The organism is Bacillus cereus group sp. BceL291 (genome assembly GCF_051776705.1).
GTDB lineage: Bacteria > Bacillota > Bacilli > Bacillales > Bacillaceae_G > Bacillus_A > Bacillus_A cereus.
Window position 1 is genome coordinate 20300 of sequence record NZ_JBPWAP010000010.1, and the last position, 21079, is coordinate 41378.

Here is a 21079-nt window from a genome sequence, read left to right on the forward strand (position 1 = left end):
TTGACACCCTCTCTATTAACCGAATACGCGATAATATAGTTGTTTCGCTTTCGAAATATCATTTGTACCATGAATAAAAACACGACCATCTCGAAAAACAACCACGCGGTAATCATCGAATTGGCAAGATAGTAAATACGGATTCCGATCTACTTTCCCCAGTTTTTGTAATACTTTTTCTATATCATCAAAATTGTATTTCCTATTGTCTACTGTTCTAATTTGAACTGTATTTCTTCCGCATAAAACAGCTGCTTTCGTTTGATTTTCGTATGATAAATAAGGATAAGTTCGATTCAAACCGCATGAGAGACAAGCGTCTGTTTTTATTTTCCCTAATTTTATAAAATGATTTTGATTACTCCATATATCAAACATGAAAAATGTTTTTCTAATTGCTGAGAAATCTTCCACTAAAATTTTGAGTGCTTCTGCCACTTGATATGCTGCGACGATTTGAACAGTCGGGCTAATAATTCCAGCGGTATCACATGTCACACCTGTAACAGGAATATTTTTCAGCATACAATGTAAACACGGTGTCTCTTGCGGAATAATTGTATAACTCATACCATACGATCCAACGCAAGAACCATATACCCAAGGAATATTATGTTTTTGTGATAAATCATTTATTACAAATCGAATATCAAAATTATCTGCTGCATCAATGATTACATCTACATTTTTTAATAGACCTTCCATATTTTCTGAAGTTGCATCCATTACGAAAGCATGTATTTGTACTTCCGAATTAATTTGTTCTAACCGATTTTTTGCAGCAATTGCTTTCGGCATTTTCTCTCTCGCATTTTGTTCAGAGTACAATTGTTGTCTTTGTAAATTACTCCATTCAACGTAGTCACGATCAATAATCGTCAACTTGCCAACACCTGCACGTACGAAACTTTCGGCACTTGCACTTCCTAATGCGCCTGCCCCTACAATTAACACATGTTTATTTCGAATTTTTTCTTGTCCTTTACTCCCAATTGGTTTGAACAACTGTTGTCGTGAATACCGATCAGCCATTACATACCCTTCCTCTCAAGAACTCTATTTCATATTAGAATGTTGTTTCTGATAACAAGCAAAGTAAGCAAAACCAACAAACCCAGCTCCTCCAATTACATTTCCGATAAAAACAGGAACAAAATTTTTAGCCAAATCCATCCACGTTAGATGACCAGCAAAAATAACAGCGGAAATGACAAACATATTTGCTACTACTTGCTGAAATCCAATCACTACAAATGCCATAATTGGAATCCAAATTCCGATGATTTTTCCGACAAAATCACTCGTCCCGTAAGCGAGCCAAAGAGCAAGACAAACGAGCCAATTACAACCAATTGCTAAAATTAAAGTTCTCCCAAATGATTCATGTAACTTCCCTTCCGCTATCGCTACCGTTTTATTTAAATACTCTCCCTCTGTTAATCCGCCAAGATGCCCAAAGCAATACGCAACGAAAATTGCCCCAATAAAATTCATGAGAGTAATCCAAACCCAGTTATTCAGTACGCTTATCAATGTAATTTTCTTTGCATAAAGCGCCATAGACAGTGACATCATATTTCCCGTAATTAATTCTCCTCCTGCTAATACTACGAGCATGAGTCCAACAGGAAATACTGCTCCTCCTAAAACATTCACTAGACTTCCCCAGCGCTCAGGTAAATTCCCTAAAACTCGAATGTTAAGTAAAAAACCTATCGCAATAAACGCTCCTCCTAAAAAACCGAGAATAAGCATCGCTGGCAATGTCTGTCTTACTTTTTGAACACCGGCCTCAATGACAAGCTCAGCAATTTGTTCCGGCTTATGAAATGCCATTACCCATTCCTCCATTTTCTCCAAATAAAAAAGCAGCTTCAAAAAACCTCCTCAAAATAAAGGTTTTTGAATGCTGCTTAATTTCTCTGCACATCTTTTACAGAGATATCAATCATCACTTTTACTATAAAATAGAAAATCCACAACTCTTGTAAATTTTCCATTTTTCACTATGAAGCTAGCTTTATATATTAACCACCGATATGTGACATTTCAATTTTAGGTATTGTTTTCTTATTTGTATGAGTTAAGCGTTCATCTGAATAACGATCTTCCCTATTATTCCATATATCGCGTACTACATCTGTAATGTCCTCATCTGTATGTTCAGAACGAAGCAATTCTCTTAAATCATTTCCTTTAGAAGCAAATAAGCAAGTATATAATTTTCCTTCTGCAGAAATACGAGCTCTCGTACATGATGAGCAAAAAGAATCTGTTACTGATGAAATAATGCCTATTTCCTCATCGCTTCCTATATAACGATACCTAGTAGCCACTTCACCAGAATAATTTGCTTCTATCCGTTCTAACGGCATAACTTGATGAATCGTATCTACTATTTCTTGTTTAGAGACGACCTCTTTTAAATCCCAACCATTATAATTTCCAACATCCATATACTCAATAAAACGAAGAATATGCTTATTTTCCTTAAAATATTGCGCCATCTGCAAAATGTCCTGTTCGTTTTTCCCCTTTTGAACGACCATGTTTATTTTAATTTTCATTCCAACTTCAGCTGCAGCCTGTATTCCTTCCAGAACCCTTTGCACTTTGCTCCTATTACCATTTAAATAGAAAAACCGCTCTTCTTCTAAGGAATCTAAGCTAACTGTTACACGTGATAGTCCCGCCTTATATAAATCAGGAGCAAACTTTTTAAGTAACGATCCATTGGTTGTTAAACCGATATCTTCTACACCATCAATTTTATTAAGGCGCTCAATAAGCTTTGGAAGCCCTCTTCGAAGTAACGGTTCTCCGCCCGTAATCCGTAATTTTCTCACACCTAAAGAAACGAAAATACGTGTTATCCTTTCAATTTCATCAAAAGATAAAATTTTATCATTAGACAAAAACGAGTAATCAGGACCAAATATTTCTTCTGGCATACAATATCGACAGCGAAAATTACAGCGATCAGTAACTGAAATACGTAAATCCTTTAACGGACGTTGCAACTTGTCTAATGTAACTGATTTCATCTTCATTGCCTCACTTTTATTTTATATTTAAAACACGTTCTGGATGGGTATATACATTTAAGGAGTGATTACGAATAAATCCTATTGTCGTAATACCTAAATCTTCCGCTAGTTGCAAAGCTAACTCAGTTGGAGCTGATTTTGATAGTATAATTTCACAACCGATTTTTGCAACTTTCAATAATATTTCCGAAGAAATACGACCACTAAAAACAATGATTTTATCTTTTATAGAAATATCGTTTCTTAAACAATAACCGTAAATTTTGTCTAATGCATTATGCCTACCAATATCCATTCGACTTAAAATAATACCATTCACATCACATAAAGCTGCATTATGAACCCCACCAGTATGATGAAACGTATCCGCAGATTGCTGCATTTCTTTCATTAACCGAAAACAATCCTCTGCAGCAACCTGTACATGGACACCCTTCATTTTTTTTGCACTTAGTGCATCATTTGCAAAAACAAACCCTTGCCTACTCATACCACAACAAGACGTAATATAGCGTTTATTTTGCATTTGTTCATAATACGGATTTACTTTTGTCGTTGTTACATGCACAAATCCTTCTTTCTCCTGCACCCATACACTATCAATATCTTCATACTTCCGAATGATTCCTTCAGACGCTAAGAAGCCTATTACCATATCTTCTATATATTCTGGAGTACTAACCATTGTAACAAACTCCTGTCCGTTCATTTTAATGGTGACAGGAAACTCTGTTACAATGCTGTCCTCTATATGTTTAAATGCTCCTTGTTCATAACGAAAGATTTCTCTTTCTACCTGTATCGGTTTCACGATCAGTATCCTTCTCTCACGTTATATTTTTATCAAAAACAAATACAGAAACTGCAATATCTTCTTCTACTTTCATATCTGAAAACAAATTCACTAATTTCGCTCCAACAAGTTCCTCCAAATGTTCACGTGAATTCACAGCATACACCTCTTGAATCATTTTCGTTCTAGCCATATGAACCATTTCCGCACCGTCCATCGTACTTGAAATAAATTTTTCAGTAGGTGTTAAGTTTCCATAAAGAGTTGCTATAGCCATATTTTCTGCAAAAACAGTATGAATTCGTTCTGGTCCTTTTCCGAAAAGTTCTTTTCGAAGTTTTCGTATCATATCATTAAATTCATGTACTTTTTTTGACATACAATCATACCTCCCAAAAGCCTCATTTTACTTTATTATATATTTTACCAAAATGAGCCTTCCGCCCAAACTATTTCGTACAAATATTTAGGCGGAAAGGTTCACTTCATGAAGTTTATTCGTCTTTTAACCCTTTCCCCATACCTTTTAAGAAATGAAGCCCAAACCCGATAGCACGGTTAATATCTGGGTCTTTCAATACTTTCATAAGATCGAATACCCCTACTTTTTTATTACTTTCTAGATGTTCATTACCTTCTTCTAGCCCGACTAATAAACTACCTATAAGCTTTTTCGTAAGTTCTGGGTCAAGTTCAGTTAACGCCCCTGCAGCACCCATCATATTATTAATTAAATTTGTAACAGGCTCACGAGTTACTTGACCTAGAACGATCTTTGCAATTGGTTCTTTCGCTTTCAGCATAGAATTTGCAGCTTCTAGCATTCCAATGTCATTTAATTCCCCTACTATATTAAACATCTGATTTAGAGCTTCTTCATTATTAGTTAAAAGCTCCTTTAAATCATCTAATTTTTGCTGTTTTATTTCTTCCTCAGTTAATTCTTGTTTTTGAATCATTTTTATAGGTGCAGCCATAGTTTTCTCCTCCTACTTATCCGTTAAATGCACATACCCTGGACGTGCCCACTTACGATGTACCTCAATGCCAGCTTGAGGGTGACGTTTTTTATTGCGTGGGTTCGCTTTTGGCATCGGATTTTCGCCATCAACTTCTAACACTTCCATACGCACTTTCGTTTGTTTATACGCAGGTGTATTCGTACGTACATCCACAGCAGGACCTGTTAAGAAATTAATTGCCGTTTCGTTATCTGTAGAGTTCATCGGTAAATATAACTCATTCGCTTTTACACGATCTGTAACGAGTGCACGTAATTTTAATGCTCCAAAAGGAGAGACAAGACGAACTAACGAACCTGTTTTTACGCCACGTTCTTTTGCAAGGTCTGGAGAGATTTCAACGAAAACACCAGGTACTTTCGTTTGAATACCTGTTGATTTATTTGTCATATTCCCTTCATGGAAATGCTCAAGCATACGACCGTTGTTAATGTGAAGGTCGAACTCAGCTGGAAATTCAGCTGGACGTACCCAGTCAGCAATCGCAAAACGAGCTTTTTTATCTGGGAAGTTAAATCCATCTTGGAACAGAAGTGGTGTATTTGTTCCATCAAAATTTCCCCAATGGAAACTGTTCCATCCTTCAAGCACTTCATAGTTCGCTTGCGAGAATAATGGTGATAAACTTGCCATTTCAGCAAAGATTTCACTTGGGTGGCTATAATTCCAGTTTGCCCCTAGTTTATTCGCAACCTCCTGGACGATCCACCAGTCTGGTTTCGCGTCTCCTAGCGTAGGAAGAACTTGATATAATCTTTGGACACGGCGCTCTGTATTTGTGAAAGTACCTTCTTTCTCAAGAGATGGCGCTGCTGGTAATACAACATCTGCATATTGAGCAGTTTTAGAAAGGAAAACATCTTGCACAACGAAGAAATCAAGGCTCGACAACACTTCATGTACATGATTTGCATTAGAATCTACAAGAGCCATATCTTCTCCGACAAGATACATTGCTTTCATTTTTCCTTCGTCAATTGCGTGAAGCATTTCAATATTATTAAGACCTGGTTCACTATCAATTTTCACTCCGTAAGCAGTTTCAAATTTCACACGTTCCATTTCGTTAGTAACGTGCTGATATCCTGGAAGCCATCCTGGTAAAGTACCCATATCACAAGCACCTTGTACGTTATTGTGACCTCGAAGTGGGTATGCACCTGCTCCTGGACGACGATAGTTCCCTGTTGCAAGAAGTAAGTTTGAAATTGCAGCGGAAGTATCAGAACCACCTGTATTTTGCGTTACCCCCATACCCCAAAGGATACATGTACCATCTGCATCACGAATCATTTCAGCCATTTGAATAAGTGTTTCTTTTGAAATACCTGTTACTTCTTCTGCATATTCAAGTGTATATTCTTCTAGGCTCTCTTTGAAATCTTCAAAGAAGTTTACATTCTCATTAATAAATTCCTGATCATGCCAACCTTGATCGATCATATATTTCGTAACAGCCATTAACCATACTTGATCTGTTCCTTGTTTTGGACTAATAAAGACATCTGATCGCTCTGCCATTTCGGTTTTACGAAGATCAGCTACAATTAACTTTTGTCCGTGTAATTTATGTGCACGTTTAATACGTGTAGCTAGAACAGGATGACCTTCTGTCGGATTACATCCCACAATAATAACAAGACCAGATTGCGCAATATCTTTAATCGTTCCGGCATCACCGCCCATACCAATTGTACGGAACAAACCATCCGTTGCTGGTGATTGGCAATAACGTGAGCAGTTATCAATATTATTCGTTCCAAATACTTGTCGAGCTAATTTTTGAATTACATAATTGTCTTCATTTGTAATTTTAGAGGAAGAAATAAATCCAATAGAACCTTTACCGTACTCTTCTTTAATAGCGCCTAATTTATTTGCAACTACATTCAGTGCTTCTTCCCATGTAGATTCAACAAAGGTTCCATTTTTACGAATTAAAGGTTTTGTTATTCGTTCTTTAGAATTTACGAAATCCCAACCAAATTTCCCTTTTACACAAGTGGAAATTGCGTTAACTGGTGCATCTGAAGATGGCTGTACTTTAAGGATTTTACGCCCCTTCGTCCACACTTCAAACGAACAACCTACACCACAAAATGTACATACTGTTTTCGTTTTCTTCGTACGAGTATCACGCATGGCCGCTTCCACTTCTGATACCGCAAAAATACCGCTATACCCAGGCTCAACTTCTTTAATTAAATCTACCATCGGTTCAAGAATATCTGGTTTTAATCCCGTCATAAATCCAGCTTCACCGAGCATCGTTTTCTCCATTAAAGCGTTACAAGGACAAATCGTTACACATTGACCACAGCTAACGCATGAAGAATCATTAATATTTACTCCTTCATCCCAAATAACTCGTGGGCGTTCCGCTTCCCAGTCTATCGATAACGTTTCATTTACTTGTAAGTTTTGACACACCTCAACGCATTGACCGCATGCAATACATTGATTAGGATCATAGCGATAAAACGGATGCGTCATATCAACTTCACTTACATCTACTTTCGGTTCATACGGATATTTTTGATGTTCGATTTCCATTAATTCTGCTGTATTATGCAGTTTACAGTTCCCATTGTTGTTGTCACATACTGTACAGTATAATAAATGATTTTCTAGTAACCGATCCATCGCCTCTGTTTGTGCTTCTTTTGCGCGAACAGAAGCACGTTCAATGTTCATACCTTCCGTTGCTATCGTCGAACAAGAACGCATTAACTTTCCGTCAACTTCTACAATACAAGTGTCACATGTTTGAATAGGATCTACTTCTGGCACGTAACAAATTTGCGGATGTTCAATCCCGTTCTCATTAATAACACCCAATATCGTCGAACCAGGCTCCGCTGTATACTTTTTTCCGTCAATTGTAATATGAACCATGTTGTCATTCATGGTCTTTCCCCCTTTTTGAGAATAAAAAAACTCCACCACGAAAATATACGCACCACATTTTTGGCACGCTATCATCATGGTGGAGTAGTTTATTAGCACATCTTGCTAAAATACCAATCCATTTATTCATAAATAAAACGATAGATTCATAACAGGTCATATCACGATTCCATCTTTAACACTATAATTATAGCGTTAAAGTTAAAAATATACAATATAAAATTTAAACTACGCATATGTCAGCTTGTAACTATCCATAATAACCCATATAAAACATAACAAGGAGTAAGCGAACAAATGGGGTCTTTTAATAAATGGATTCGTGGTGAAAAATCTTTTTCTACCAAAGAGCAAGCTAATCACACATTAAATAAATCTATCTCTTCTTCCCTTTCCCTTAATTTAAAGCACTTGTCCAAACTGTTTAGCGGTATTCCAGAATTAATAACACGCACTTTTCCATTAAAAAACGGACAGGAAGCTGCACTTATATATATGGAAGGACTTGTAGACAAAACTGTTATTAACGTAAACATTCTTCGTCCTCTCTTATTTAAAGAGTGGAATGAAGACGATTTTTGGGAAGCCTCTGTTTCTATCGGAAATATTAAAAAAGTTCAACAGTGGACAGACATTGAACAATCTCTTTTACACGGCAAAAGTATTTTATTTATAAACGGGCAACTATCCGCTTTAGAGCTTGATACGCAAGCGGCACCAAAAAGGAGCATTGAAGAACCTACAACAGAGAGCTCCATAAAAAGCTCACACGAAGGATTTAATGAAGTAGCGAGCGACAGCCTTGCACTTATTCGTCGATATATTCCAAATCGCGAATTGAAAGTGAAGGAATTCACTGTTGGTGAACGAGCTACTTCAAAGGTTTTTTTGCTTTATCTAGCAGATGTTGCGAACGAAAATGTCGTAAAAGAAATGGCATCCCGTATCGAGTCAGTAAAAGTTGATGCGATTCTTACTACTGGTGAATTAGAGGGATTTGTTGAAGATAATTCCTTTACTCTCTTTCCGCAATTATCAATAACTGAACGTCCTGACACAACAGCACATCATATTCTAGATGGGCGAATTGCCGTTATTGTAGATCGCTCACCAGGCGTATTAATAGGACCTATGACCTTTTCATCCTTTTTTCAGACGATAGATGATTACAGCTTCAGACCTATGATTCCATCTTTTATACGACTCCTTCGTTTCACTGGACTATTTATTGCAATATTTGCTCCTGCTCTTTATATTGCTATGATTTCCTTTCATTATGAAGTAATTCCACTTAAATTATTGTTAACAATTGGAGAATCTCGAGCCAAAATTCCTTTTCCGCCTATATTAGAAGCACTTTTGATGGAATTAGTACTTGAAATGCTACGCGAAGCTGCAGTTCGACTTCCCGGTCCCGTCGGACAAACAATTGGCGTCGTAGGAGGGATTGTTATTGGACAAGCTGCAGTTCAAGCAGGAATCGTAAGTAATGTTATGGTTATCGTCGTATCTATTACCGCAGTCGCTTCTTTTATCATTCCCAATCTGGAAATGTCAGCAGGAGTTCGGATTCTTCGCTTTCCAATGATGATAATCGCTTCTTTATTCGGAGTCATTGGAATTATGGTTGGAATGTCAGTTATCATCATCCATATTCTTTCTATGGACTCACTTGGTGTTCCTTACGGTAGTCCTTTTTCTCCATCATTTGCTACGGATTTAAAAGACGTTCTTGTGCGTTTGCCATGGAAACTAATGAAGAAACGACCACTATCCCTTAACTTAAAACAAGAAAATCGACAACCGGATATAGAAGAAAAGGAGGAAGATAAGTGACAAAGCGTGTAAAGAGGGAGATTAGTTTATTTCAATACATTTTAACGATTAGTGGTGTTCAAGTAGGATTCGGTGTACTTACACTGCCACGTGAAGTGGCCCAAGGGGCGAATACAGATGGCTGGATGTCTATTATTATAGGATGCGCTATCACTACTTTAGTCAGTCTATGTATTGTAAAAATCATGGAGAAGCATCCTGGTTACCATTTACTTGATGTGCTAACTCGTTATCTTGGAAAATGGTTAGGAAGAGTAGGAATGATTTTTTGGATTTTATATGCTGTTCTTGCAGCGGTTTCTTTAATTTTTTCCCTCTTATACGTTATTCACATTTGGATTTTGCCTAGATCTCCAATGTTTTTAATCATGATGCTATTATCTATTCCAATGGTAATGCTCGCATGTAAAGGTGTTCTTATTATTAGCCGCTATGCTGTTTTTACTGTCTTATTTACACTCTGGATGCCATTACTATTATTTATCCCACTTAAAGATGGGCATTGGATCTATCTTCTTCCTCTCCTTAAAGAGGGATGGATACCAGTTTTCAACACAGTAAAATCAACTATTATTGCCTTTCTCGGATTTGAGTTTGCATTCGTCCTTTATCCTTACCTCAGTAATAAATCATCTGCAAAAAAAGGGATTGTTATTGCAAATATGATTACTTTATTCGTTTACCTGCAAGTGACGTTCGTTTCTTTCCTTTATTTTAGCCCAGATGGTATAACTAAGTTTTTATGGCCTACCCTTTCTCTCGTTACACCATTTCACTTCTCATTTCTTGAGCGATTTGAAATTATCTTTTTGTCATTTTATCTCTTTATTATTTTTGATTCTTGCATTCCTTATATTTTTACTGCTTCAGATGGAATCAATCAATTACTTAACAAAAAAAGGAGTTCATTACCTATTTATGGTTTATTATTCGGGTGTATCTTCATCTTATTCTTTTATATCCCTTCCTCTTACCAAATAAGTGCGTTGCGAGAATTTTGGGGAACTGCAAGTTATTTTATCGTTTTTCTATTCCCGGTCGTATTTCTCTTATACATGACACTTTATCAGCATTGGAAAAGGAGCAGAGTTTAAATGAGGCGCTTTATTCATTTCACTATACTTTACTTTCTCATAACCTTTTTAACAGGCTGTGGAGATCGACTCGACTTAGAAAAACAATCGATTTCATTAATTTACGGCTTTGATGCAAAAGCAAAAGGAAAATTAATTGTGTACCACGTAAATCCTATTTTTAATGAAGACGTAGAAAAAAAGTACGAAACACATGAAGCGAAAGTACGTACACCTCGAGAAGCAAAAGCAACGTTTAATAGTTCAAGTGGCGGTTTAGTATCTACAGAAAAGTTACAGCTCATTTTATTTAGCACAAATTTTTTAAAACAAGAAGGGGCTATGCCTTACCTTGATGTTTGGTATCGTGATCCTAAAAACACTGGAAACATGCGCATGGTTGCAGTAGACGGTCCAATTTCTTCAGTTATATATAATAACTTTAAAGATAAGCCTGCCCTTCCCGAGTATTTAACAGATTTAATTAATACGAACAAACTGTACAATCGGACCGTTTTTACGACATTCCATGAATTTCACAGGCAAACGTTTAATAAAGGTATAACACCTGCTATTTCAGAAATAAAAAAAGGTAAAAAGGATGTTATCGTTACTGGTTCCGCGCTATTAACTTCTCGCGGAATTTATAAAATGTCATTAAATCGTTATGAAAGCGCCCTTCTTCTTTTGTTACAAAAGAAAGCGAATACACCGGTTTCGCTTACATTGAAAATCCCTTCTACTTCAGTTGAAAGTAATAGTGATTTAAAAGATACCGATGGCGGCGATTTCGTAACAATAAATGTTCTTAGCATGGATCGTGATATCCATACAGATTATAGCGATAACCACTTCAAATTTCATGTTAAAATGGATTTGAAAATTGCTGTCTCTGAACTTACATTCAATATGGATATAGACAAAGATAGAAAGAAATTAACTTCTCTTATTACAAAACAACTAAACAAAGATTTGAACGATTTAATCCACAACATTCAAAAACAGCAACTTGATCCATTCGGATTTGGTGATTATGCGAGAGCGTTTCAATATAAAGAATGGAAACAAGTCGAAGTTGATTGGCCGAGTGCCTTTTCAAAAGCTAATGTGAAAGTGGCACCAACTATTAAAATTTTAGAAAATGGGATTATTAAATAGAAAAAACACGCTACTTGTTCTTATATGAATAAGTAGCGTGTTTTCATTTCCATTACAAGTATTATTTCAATGGACTATACTTTATTTCTATTTCTAACATTACTATGTTTTTTAGCATATACAAAATATATGAAAACCCCTATTATAATCCATGCCACAAAACTAATTAAAGTAAGCTTAGAAAGGTTCAATGCCAAATATATACAACTTACTATTGAAACGATAGGTAAAAAAGGTACTAGAGGGGCACGGAATGGCCTCTTCATATTAGGATGTGTCTTTCTTAATACAATGACAGCTATAGATACAAACACAAATGCTGTTATCGTTCCCATATTCACTAAATTAGCTAATAAATTCAAATCCACTAATCCCGCTAATAAAGCTGCTAGTATACCTGTAACCCACGTATTAAAAAATGGAGTTTGTAAACGTTTATGGACACTTGAAAGTCTTTTTGGTAACAGTCCATCTCGACTCATCGAGTAAGATACACGAACAAATGCAAACATAGCTACTAACAGAACTGTTGTTAGCCCTGCTATCGCTCCCACCGATAACAACCCAGCAATTCTATCTTCTCCTACAGTGCGCAACGCATATGCAACCGGATCAGCAACATTTAATTCCGTAAACGGAACCATTCCAGTTAGCACGAATGAAACACCTACATATAGAACGGTACAAATGAACAAGGAAACAAGTAGCCCAATTGGCACGTTACGTTGTGGACGCTTCACTTCCTCTGCGGCTGTTGCAACTGCATCAAATCCTAAAAAAGCAAAAAATACAGTAGCAGCGCCCCCTACCACACCGTGAAAACCAAACGGTAGAAACGGTTGCCAATTCTCTGGTCTTACATATTGTGTCCCTACAACAATAAATCCTACAATAACAGCCAGTTTAATAATAACCATTATATTATTAATTCGTGCACTTTCTTTTGCACCACGGCTTAATAAAAATGTAACAACTAAAATAATAAGAACTGCTGGTAAATCAATGATTCCACCCTTCCCCATTCCTGGTGCCGAAGCAAAAACCGTAGGAATGTGAATATTAAAACCTAGTAGCAATGACTGAAAATATGCTGACCAGCCTGCTGCAACCGCAGAAGTCGCTAATAAATACTCCAGCATAACACACCAGCCAACTATAAATGCAAAAATCTCACCTAGTGTCATATATGTATATGAATATACACTTCCCGAAACTGGAACTGTAGATGCAAATTCAGCATAACAGAAAGCTACACATGCACATATAATTGCCGCTAATACAAAAGATAATACAATCGCCGGACCAGCATGTTTCGCTGCTACAATACCAGTTAATACGAAAATACCTGTACCAATAATTGCTCCAATACCTAAAAGAGTTAAATCAATCGCTCCTAAAGTTTGATTCAATACTTTTTTCTTTTCTTCATCCATTGCTTTCTTTATGAAAAGACTCATTCTTTGAAACCTCTTTTTCAAGTTTATCTCTTACTTGTTACATTCTTTATTACTGTTCTATTTTAAAAATAAAAATATACATAGTTCACTTCCCCTATAGACTTAGTAACCCGTCTCAATAAAAACAGAAAAATCAATCTCTTTATACCGTATTGAATTTTCAAAATATTAACCATACCAAAAAACCATTAAGAATGCTGATTGAATTTATCATACAATTAATTATATTGTCAATAATAAATCACTCAAAAATAATCGGCTGATTATGTATCAAATGTTATTTTTATACATAATTATTTTCTCAAAAACATTGTTGTTTTCCACCTTAATATTCATATGCATTTTATTACATTGATTTTCATACAATTTTCATTACATACAATGTAATGAAAATCATAATAACCTCAAATGAATTATTATTCAAAAATAATAATTCATTTGAGGTTATGTCACCATTTTAATACTAACAAAAAAGTGCAGATTTTCATCTGCACTTTTTTTTATTCTTCCACTTCAGCTTCTGCACTACTATTTTCAAGATGCTCCTTCTGAGCTTCCTCTTGCAACTCTGCTGAAATCATCCCATAATAAAGTTCCGGATATAACCCAAATATTTGATATACACTTCCTAAAAACGGCATCAGAATCCCTCTTTTCTAAAGTTGTATTGCCACTTTTAAGGATTCCCTTTTCATTCATTATACATTCGTTTTTGGCGTTTCTTCTTCATCTTGAACACTTAATAAATTTTGCCATTTTTTATACGGAGCGCTATTTGGATCTACATATCCTTTTGCATGCGAGCGATCCCACAATTGTTTAATAAACATTTCTTTCTCTTTCTTTGCCACCATATCGGCACCTGTACCGTAATAGTTCTGGAAATACAACTCGATTTCATCGAGGAATAGTCTTAATAATTCATCTGATGTTTCTTCTAATGTCGGATCATACTTCGCTTCACGGTCATACATTAAAATCATATCTAAAAGATTGTGGACATGTTCTTTTCTAAGCCATCTTACATCTTGGGCTCCTAATACGAACGGATGTGTATATAAATGTCCACCTTGTATCATCGCCTTTTCTTGCTCTTCTTCAAATCGTGACAAGATGTTTTCATAAATAAACGGATTATGAAGCAATGCTCTGTGTAATTTATAACTTTCGCTTGAAATATTTTTCCCCATCGACTGAATTAAAAAGCTACGTCCTACACCGTTATATTGATACACAAATTGTCCATCAACAGCAACTAAACTAATCCAGCGATACATATATGCGTATAGTAATGCACGATTACATTTATCATAATCTAATTTTGTTTGAGTCGCGTTTAAATCTGGCATAAAGGCTGGTAAGTGCCAATACTTATCTAAATGCGGCGTTAAACTAGATTTTTTACTATTTAATTTATTTACACGGCGATAATACGATTGGAAATAGTCACCTTTATCATTCATAAATCCGTTTGAAATATGTCCTGATGATAATTTAGGAAAATCTTGCAGCGATAAGCCGTAATGCGCTCGATAACAGATTACTTCAAATGGCGAAAAGGCTTCATGTACTGTATCTTTTTCTTTAAACATTTCTTGAATTAATTCCTCTTGCAGCTCTTTCTTTAAAGAAGGATGTATACCCCAATATTGTAATTCCCTATGATGAGCAACTTTCGGAACGAATGGACTCGCTAAATGGAACAGGTCTTCAATTTTTTCACGAACGTATTCATCGCGATCACGTTTCTTATAATCTGCTTCTTTTCGCAACGCTTCAATGATATTCAGTTCTAATTTATCACGATAGCGTACTTGCAGTTCGTCATAACAATAGCTCAGTATATGTTCTCGGTAGAAATCCTCTACCTTTTTCGACTGAATCTCTTCTGTTTTCGCATCACGACAATATTCCCCGTACAAACTCATATAAATTTCCGCTGATATATCTTTCGGTAGTACACCTAAATTTAAATGTTGCTGCATATCTTGCCATATCTTTTCTTGCAGCTGTTCTTCAGCTAATACATATACATTCGTCGGGTTTGTTTTCCCTTCAAATTCCTTACTGCGCTTTTGGATTTCAAACAGTAAATTTTCACGTGTTTCATGTAAATTATCAAAAAATCTTTCCCAATATTGAATCATTTTATTAACTGCTTGATATAGCGATTGATATACAAGTTCTAATAGCATTTCTTTTCGATATTCATTTAATTTGTGTACATATTGCGTTATAATGTCTTCAAATTCTCTTTTGAATAAACGTTGCTGATTATTAATCATTTTTCCAAACCAGCCTTGTTGTTGAGCAATTTCTACTCGGCGTACAGCCGTTACCGTTCCATCGATATTACCCACATTAAATTTTTTATCGTAGTTTTGAATTACATTTCGCTTTTGTTCATTATTTTCATGTAGTCGATTCATTTTTTCCACTAACTGCTTTCGAATTTCATATAACATAAAACGTGCTGCTACTGGGTGAACTGGATCTGTTTTCTTTAAAAACCATGTATTTAATTGATAGGACTGCCCTTCAGAACCACTTGGTGAAAAGCGGTCTGATTCAATCATGTCATATAAAAGTGTCGTTACATGTTCATGTACACGGCTCGGAATCGCATACGCATATAAACGAACCGCATGATCCACTCTTGCCACTTCACCTTTCATTTGTTCCATCATTTTCAGTTTCGCAGCTGAAATTTTACACTCATGTTGCAGACGATTTAATTCCTCATCTTTTTGCACCGTTCGTTGTACATAACTTTCTACAGCTTCTAAAAACAGTTTTGATTTCGCAACTCCGAGCTTACCACCCTCTGCTCCTTCACGTGTTTCATTGTACATTTGTCTATAGAAAATATGAGCTTGCTCTGGACGGGTAGCAAGATGTTCCAAGTCCTCTAAATAACTTTTACCTCTCTCCGGCTTTTCACGCTGCATCCCACGTTTTACATCTTGGTCATATCTTTGCTTCTTCTCTTGAAACAGTTGATCTAAATGAAGCCACGATTCATCTAAACCTTGCACAGCCCATTTTAAAGCACAATATTTTAACACATGCTCATACGGATAAATGAGTTTTGCCGTTCCTGCCCCGCAATATCGTCCTTTTCCGCTTGATTCTGCTAATTGCTGAATTTGATTGTCTTCTTGTGCAAAATGACTTGTGGACATCGGGCTAAATAACTGTAAATAAATTGTATTTGCCATCTGTTCCATATAATCTGATAAATTGTGTAAATGGTGTCCATGTAGGTTTTCATAATCGTATAAGAAACAATAATTGTACGGTAAATGATGTTGTTTAATTGTATGATTCGTTCTTCCGTCTTCATCTACTTGATCAGGGCGATACTCTAATTCAATTGTTACACCGCCGCGTTTTGATAATTCTCCAGTAGAACCGAGCGTAATAGCATGTAATTCTTTTAACGATGCATAGCCATTTGCTTGCACCGTTTCAAATTCTTTCGCGCTAACTGTTCTCGTCTTTACTAAAACATCCGGCATTAAAAACGCACCGCGTATTAAAATGTTATGATGCTGCAATTTCTTCCGAAGCATTTCACGTAAATATAATGCAATTTGCAGAAACATCCCTGAACCTGTTCCGCCTGCTAGTGATGTTACTATAATGACACGCACACCATATTCCGTTTGATCACTTGTAACCGGAAAAATTTTCTCGATTTCTTGCCAAAAAGACGTCAATTTATCTTCTTTCATCGCAGCACGTAACGCTAAACGTGAAATAACGCGTAACTGTCCTGCTCCTTCTGTTAATGGCTTATCAAGTATAGTCGGATCCATCGGAAACCACTCTGGGATCGTTGGATCTCCTGCAATATACTCCCTAGGCGTTTTACTAGAACTTGTTTGTGTCTTAAACTTTCGAATATGATCAAATTTACTTAATGTATTCACATCTGTATCAAATACGTGCATTGCTACCTTTTTTCGGCGCTCTTCAGGCAGTTTTTCATATATTTGATGCGTCACAGTACTACCGATTCCACCTAAACCAATTAATATTGTTGGAACTTGTAATGTCATGTGAACCACCTTCCTATTCTTGCTTGTTTGAAAAAAGGGAAAGAGAATGAATACTCCATCCCCTTCTTATCCCTACCTACTATTCACATTCGTACTTGTAAATCTCCTTACCATATCCTCTATCAATTAGTAAAAGTTCATTTGGATATAGTGTCTTATGTTCCATTCCTACTTCATCCTCTGTTATAAACATTCCATCAATAATCATTCCAACTACTTGTGATTCTTTCGCTACAAAGACAGATTTCGAACCTTTCTTCGCTATAAATGTAACGGATTGCACAGTTTTTCTTTCTGCTCTAAATGGGATCCCAAAATAATGGTTCCACCATTTATTTCGAAGTAATTCTGGTTCAGATTGATATAGCCAATCTTTCGCTACCTCTTGATCCCATTCATAATACAGTAGTGCTTTCCGGTGAAATCTTGGCCGAACAATCCATCCTAAAACAATGATTCCTACTACTAACAGTAATAAAGTGATAGGAATGACAAACTTAAAAATAAGCGCATATTTTTCATAAAACGGAGCATCTTGAATATGGAATGTTATGTTTTTCTTTACTTCTTGTAACTTTGAATCCTGCATTACGATGGTAGCTTCTACGGTGCCGGTATCTGTAAAATTAAATGTGTCGGAGTAATAGGGACGAGGATAAACATAGATTTGATTTCCATGTTGCTTTATTTCATAGTTGATTGATTGTTTAGATGTGATACCAGTAGATTTTAATAGTTTCTTTACAGCCTCTTCTGTCATCGGCTTACCATCTAACTGTGGTTGTATAATAAACGGTTTACTATTCTCTAAATTTGTCACTTTTTCTTCATAATCTTTTGTAACAGTTTGAAGTGATAATTTCGGTTTCTCAGCTGTTTCAATTTTAAATTCTTTCGTCTGTCTATAAAACCCCTTTATATTCATATGAACTTTCCCGCGTACTAACCCTTTACCAAGCTTCGTTTCGTAATAAAACACATGCCTTTTATCGTTCCACTTCATTGCATATTGTTTTCCGTCTATTTCTACTTCTGCCTGAAAGTAAGAAGACTGAACTGGCAACTCCGTAGGCCTTGCTTCAATAACAGCTGTCACACCTTCATACATTTCCTCAACATTTTTTCTATCCTTATCCTCTTTATCATAAGTAGAAACAGTATAATTAAGTGCCGGTTCGACTAGTACTTGTAACCCTTCTTTCTCAATATCTCGGTCCACTTCTATCGTATAAGTTCCTGGTTTAATAACTTCCTCATTTTCCGTACTTATATGAACTATATTTCCGAACAACTTTGCTTCTCCTGGTGCATGTATGGAAAAAGAAGATTGTAATTGTAATGGTTTAGAAATTTGTGTGACCTGATAATCGGGCAGAGAAGGCGATTGTCGTACAAGCGTCATACGCTTTAACGGAAACGGTGTTGTAATCTCTACTCTTTTCCCCACTACTTTCGTTTTTACAATCGATTCAACAGAGGAGAATGGATCACGATTTGCAACTAATGCTGCCACTTGATTTACACTTTTTACAATGCCATCTTCTCCGCTTGACGGCATCGTAACACCATTTATCTCTTTCTTCCATATTTCCTTGAACGTATTTAGTTGTTCTTTTTCTTGTTGTCCTAAATCTTCTTCCATCGTAATTAAGACTGGATGTAACGATATCTTTTTTGCATCCATTTCTTTCTTAAACTGGGCTAATTTCTGCAAAATTTGTTCTTTTCCGCCAACCTTATCTTTCTCTAAATCATTAAATGCCCCGTCAGTTAATACAATAAGCCAAAATTCACGTTTTCCATCTATATCTGCTTCCTTTTTTATAGATTGCATCGCCGTTTCTACCGCGCTAAATGGAGTATTTAAATACGTTTTCCATGCTCCAATTCCCTCAATTTCTGTTTGCCTTTTATCCTTCGTTAACGAAATGTTTAATGGCTCATTCGGCTTACTCATTGGAACGTAAGAAAATTTATCTTTTTCATCCAATAGCGCAACTAAACTTTGCAAAGCATAATTGGCATATTTCCAGCGATCGTTATTTCTCATGCTGCCCGAATCGTCATATACAAGTGAAACGACCCTTTCCTTTGCCTCCTCTCCTTTTGCAAAAGCTGATAAAGGTAAACATATAAATAGAAACAACATGAACGTGGCACAAATTCGGATTTTCATGATGAGGCTTCGCCACCTTTGTAGACAAATTCCTATGTTTAAATTTATGAGAGGAAACAAGATATATGACTTGTATTTTAGGACAACGAACCCAGCATAATTTTATTATGTAAACAGTTATAAGAACTGAATATTATTCCTTCTAGCGTTTTCTATCCGATACTATAAGTAAAAAAGCCTGTTTAAGCTCCACACTTAAAACAGACTTTTCCTACTTTTTATTTTAAAAACACATAACAAAAAGTTTGATTTTTGACTTAACACATCACTTCTATTGTAAATCCACCAGGTGCTTCAACGTAAAACGTATACGCATGGACATGCTTAGGAGGCTCGACCAAAAATCCATCTTCCTTCAATCTTTCATTTATCTTATCTACTTGTTCTTCACTTTCTTGTGGAAATCCTACGTGAAATGTTCTTGGATACTGAACTTCTTTTCCTTTCATTAAAGTTAGTATAAATCCATCATTATCACGCATAACTGCAAAGGCATTCCCTCTTGTTCCACTACAAGTTAGACCAAAATACTTCTCTAAAAACCCTCTAGCTGCTGTTACATCTGTAACTGTTAAATTAAGATGTTTAATTCCCAATCCTTCACCTTCTTTCTCAATTTTCTAACATTTTATCATACAAATAAAAAACACGCCTTCCACAGCGTGTTTCATTGCTTTACATACACTTCAACAATCGGATTCTCTTTATTATCCGCATGCAAGCGTATATTCTCTTCACTTGTATTATAAATACTAGCTAATAATATTATCGTTAACACATTAGGTGTCTTCGCATCACTTCCGTATTTTCTCTCAAGCGCTTCCTTATATTCAAAATCTAAATCCCCCTGCACATATGTATACACTTCAAAACCATCTTCTAAATTGCAAACTACTGTATCAATAATATCTGTCCCTACTTGCTTCTTCATTTCCTCTCGTAACGCTTCAATAAAATCTTCCCATGGTACTTCGTATGTCTGAAACTGATCTGTAGATTTCATGCCTTTTCCTCCTTATATATCCTCTTCTTATATTTCCCCTTTCCTATAACAATTATGATAGATAGGGCATTCGTACAAGCCGCACTTGTCCCCCTTACATATCGTATTACTGTAATGCGGAAGGAGGAAAGAATATGCATAGACAAAAATGTTATGATACATGCCAACGTTATTTCGGAAAAGTTGTTCGGATTGAAGACCGTGATGGCCGTATACATTTAGGTAAAATAATCGATGTGACACAAAACTCTGTATGGATCGAACCGGTGCAACAGCGCTCATCTTTTGATTCAGGGTTCGGATACTACGACGCTTATGCAAACGGTGGTTGTGACCTTTGTGGAGGCCTTAGCAGGTGTGATAGTTGTGGATTCGGATGCGTTGGTGGATTCAGCAGCTGCGGATGTGGTGGTCGTGGTTGTAGTAGTTGTGGTTGCGGCGGCTGGGGAGGCGGCGGTTGTGGCTGGGGTGTTGAACTCGGATTTGGTTTCATCTTCGGAATTACATTAGCTGCATTATTTTTCATTTAACATAGTAAAGAGTTGG

17 protein-coding genes are annotated in these 21079 nt (G+C 36.2%); 4 read left to right on the forward strand and 13 right to left on the reverse strand.

The genetic code is table 11. The annotated features are described in order from the left end of the window. Positions 1–15: 15 nt before the first annotated feature. The 7 genes from ACS2CR_RS09570 to fdhF all read right to left on the reverse strand — a co-directional run bounded on the left by ACS2CR_RS09570 (position 16) and on the right by fdhF (position 7769). A complete protein-coding gene (locus ACS2CR_RS09570; RefSeq protein WP_053513939.1) occupies positions 16–1032 on the reverse strand; it encodes a molybdopterin-synthase adenylyltransferase MoeB in 1017 nt (338 codons plus the stop codon). Between the two features lie 24 nt (positions 1033–1056). Then, a complete protein-coding gene (locus ACS2CR_RS09575; RefSeq protein WP_000863998.1) occupies positions 1057–1836 on the reverse strand; it encodes a formate/nitrite transporter family protein in 780 nt (259 codons plus the stop codon). A gap of 191 nt (positions 1837–2027) precedes the next feature. After that, on the reverse strand, positions 2028–3044 hold the full coding sequence (gene moaA / locus ACS2CR_RS09580) for a GTP 3',8-cyclase MoaA (protein ID WP_016111392.1): 1017 nt from the start codon (positions 3042–3044) through the stop codon (positions 2028–2030). A 16-nt stretch (positions 3045–3060) separates the two neighbouring features. Next, positions 3061–3858, reverse strand: a complete 798-nt coding sequence (gene fdhD / locus ACS2CR_RS09585) for a formate dehydrogenase accessory sulfurtransferase FdhD (protein ID WP_000802689.1) — start codon at positions 3856–3858, stop codon at positions 3061–3063. Between the two features lie 16 nt (positions 3859–3874). Beyond that, positions 3875–4219 (reverse strand): DUF2294 domain-containing protein, encoded by a 345-nt coding sequence (locus tag ACS2CR_RS09590; protein ID WP_000039583.1) that lies wholly within the window; start codon positions 4217–4219, stop codon positions 3875–3877. Between the two features lie 115 nt (positions 4220–4334). Continuing rightward, the gene (locus ACS2CR_RS09595) at positions 4335–4817 is read right to left on the reverse strand and encodes a DUF1641 domain-containing protein (protein WP_000729897.1); all 483 of its coding nucleotides are present in this window, start codon (positions 4815–4817) and stop codon (positions 4335–4337) included. 12 nt (positions 4818–4829) lie between these two features. Beyond that, complete coding sequence (gene fdhF, locus ACS2CR_RS09600) at positions 4830–7769, reverse strand: formate dehydrogenase subunit alpha (protein ID WP_053513941.1); 2940 nt, start codon at positions 7767–7769, stop codon at positions 4830–4832. A gap of 297 nt (positions 7770–8066) precedes the next feature. Between fdhF and ACS2CR_RS09605 the strand changes: the two genes are divergently transcribed. The 3 genes from ACS2CR_RS09605 to gerSC are packed head-to-tail and all read left to right on the forward strand — an operon-like array spanning position 8067 to position 11836. Further along, positions 8067–9605, forward strand: a complete 1539-nt coding sequence (locus ACS2CR_RS09605; protein WP_053513943.1) for a spore germination protein — start codon at positions 8067–8069, stop codon at positions 9603–9605. Further along, a complete protein-coding gene (locus ACS2CR_RS09610; RefSeq protein WP_016111134.1) occupies positions 9602–10699 on the forward strand; it encodes an endospore germination permease in 1098 nt (365 codons plus the stop codon). The genes ACS2CR_RS09605 and ACS2CR_RS09610 overlap by 4 nt, the downstream gene beginning before the upstream one ends. After that, a complete protein-coding gene (gene gerSC, locus ACS2CR_RS09615; protein ID WP_001252212.1) occupies positions 10700–11836 on the forward strand; it encodes a spore germination protein GerSC in 1137 nt (378 codons plus the stop codon). Positions 11837–11910: 74 nt separating this feature from the next. Here the strand turns inward: gerSC and ACS2CR_RS09620 are convergent, their stop codons facing one another. The 6 genes from ACS2CR_RS09620 to ACS2CR_RS09645 form a co-directional block, all read right to left on the reverse strand. After that, the gene (locus ACS2CR_RS09620; RefSeq protein ID WP_000051665.1) at positions 11911–13293 is read right to left on the reverse strand and encodes an APC family permease; all 1383 of its coding nucleotides are present in this window, start codon (positions 13291–13293) and stop codon (positions 11911–11913) included. A 500-nt stretch (positions 13294–13793) separates the two neighbouring features. Continuing rightward, positions 13794–13934: a hypothetical protein gene (locus tag ACS2CR_RS09625; protein ID WP_001116193.1), complete on the reverse strand. Its 141-nt coding sequence runs from the start codon at positions 13932–13934 to the stop codon at positions 13794–13796. Positions 13935–13991: 57 nt separating this feature from the next. Beyond that, entirely contained in the window at positions 13992–17354 is a 3363-nt protein-coding gene (locus ACS2CR_RS09630; RefSeq protein ID WP_000175107.1) for a tubulin-like doman-containing protein, read from the reverse strand. Between the two features lie 79 nt (positions 17355–17433). Further along, positions 17434–19530: a vWA domain-containing protein gene (locus tag ACS2CR_RS09635; protein ID WP_053513945.1), complete on the reverse strand. Its 2097-nt coding sequence runs from the start codon at positions 19528–19530 to the stop codon at positions 17434–17436. 257 nt (positions 19531–19787) lie between these two features. Then, a complete protein-coding gene (locus tag ACS2CR_RS09640) occupies positions 19788–20126 on the reverse strand; it encodes a VOC family protein (protein ID WP_153602513.1) in 339 nt (112 codons plus the stop codon). Positions 20127–20197: 71 nt separating this feature from the next. After that, on the reverse strand, positions 20198–20533 hold the full coding sequence (locus ACS2CR_RS09645; RefSeq protein ID WP_053513947.1) for a hypothetical protein: 336 nt from the start codon (positions 20531–20533) through the stop codon (positions 20198–20200). A 134-nt stretch (positions 20534–20667) separates the two neighbouring features. Between ACS2CR_RS09645 and ACS2CR_RS09650 the strand changes: the two genes are divergently transcribed. Then, positions 20668–21063, forward strand: a complete 396-nt coding sequence (locus ACS2CR_RS09650; protein WP_053513949.1) for a hypothetical protein — start codon at positions 20668–20670, stop codon at positions 21061–21063. Positions 21064–21079 lie beyond the last annotated feature (16 nt).

Excerpts from the sequence above, each read along its gene's own strand:
- gerSC (WP_001252212.1), top strand. The coding sequence starts at position 10,700 with ATGAGGCGCTTTATTCATTTCACTATACTTTACTTTCTCATAACCTTT.
- ACS2CR_RS09630 (WP_000175107.1), bottom strand. The coding sequence starts at position 17,354 with ATGACATTACAAGTTCCAACAATATTAATTGGTTTAGGTGGAATCGGT.
- ACS2CR_RS09650 (WP_053513949.1), top strand. The coding sequence starts at position 20,668 with ATGCATAGACAAAAATGTTATGATACATGCCAACGTTATTTCGGAAAA.
- ACS2CR_RS09645 (WP_053513947.1), bottom strand. The coding sequence starts at position 20,533 with ATGAAATCTACAGATCAGTTTCAGACATACGAAGTACCATGGGAAGAT.
- fdhF (WP_053513941.1), bottom strand. The coding sequence starts at position 7,769 with ATGAATGACAACATGGTTCATATTACAATTGACGGAAAAAAGTATACA.
- ACS2CR_RS09595 (WP_000729897.1), bottom strand. The coding sequence starts at position 4,817 with ATGGCTGCACCTATAAAAATGATTCAAAAACAAGAATTAACTGAGGAA.
- ACS2CR_RS09570 (WP_053513939.1), bottom strand. The coding sequence starts at position 1,032 with ATGGCTGATCGGTATTCACGACAACAGTTGTTCAAACCAATTGGGAGT.
- ACS2CR_RS09605 (WP_053513943.1), top strand. The coding sequence starts at position 8,067 with ATGGGGTCTTTTAATAAATGGATTCGTGGTGAAAAATCTTTTTCTACC.
- ACS2CR_RS09575 (WP_000863998.1), bottom strand. The coding sequence starts at position 1,836 with ATGGCATTTCATAAGCCGGAACAAATTGCTGAGCTTGTCATTGAGGCC.
- ACS2CR_RS09635 (WP_053513945.1), bottom strand. The coding sequence starts at position 19,530 with ATGAAAATCCGAATTTGTGCCACGTTCATGTTGTTTCTATTTATATGT.
- ACS2CR_RS09590 (WP_000039583.1), bottom strand. The coding sequence starts at position 4,219 with ATGTCAAAAAAAGTACATGAATTTAATGATATGATACGAAAACTTCGA.
- ACS2CR_RS09625 (WP_001116193.1), bottom strand. The coding sequence starts at position 13,934 with ATGCCGTTTTTAGGAAGTGTATATCAAATATTTGGGTTATATCCGGAA.
- ACS2CR_RS09620 (WP_000051665.1), bottom strand. The coding sequence starts at position 13,293 with ATGAGTCTTTTCATAAAGAAAGCAATGGATGAAGAAAAGAAAAAAGTA.
- moaA (WP_016111392.1), bottom strand. The coding sequence starts at position 3,044 with ATGAAATCAGTTACATTAGACAAGTTGCAACGTCCGTTAAAGGATTTA.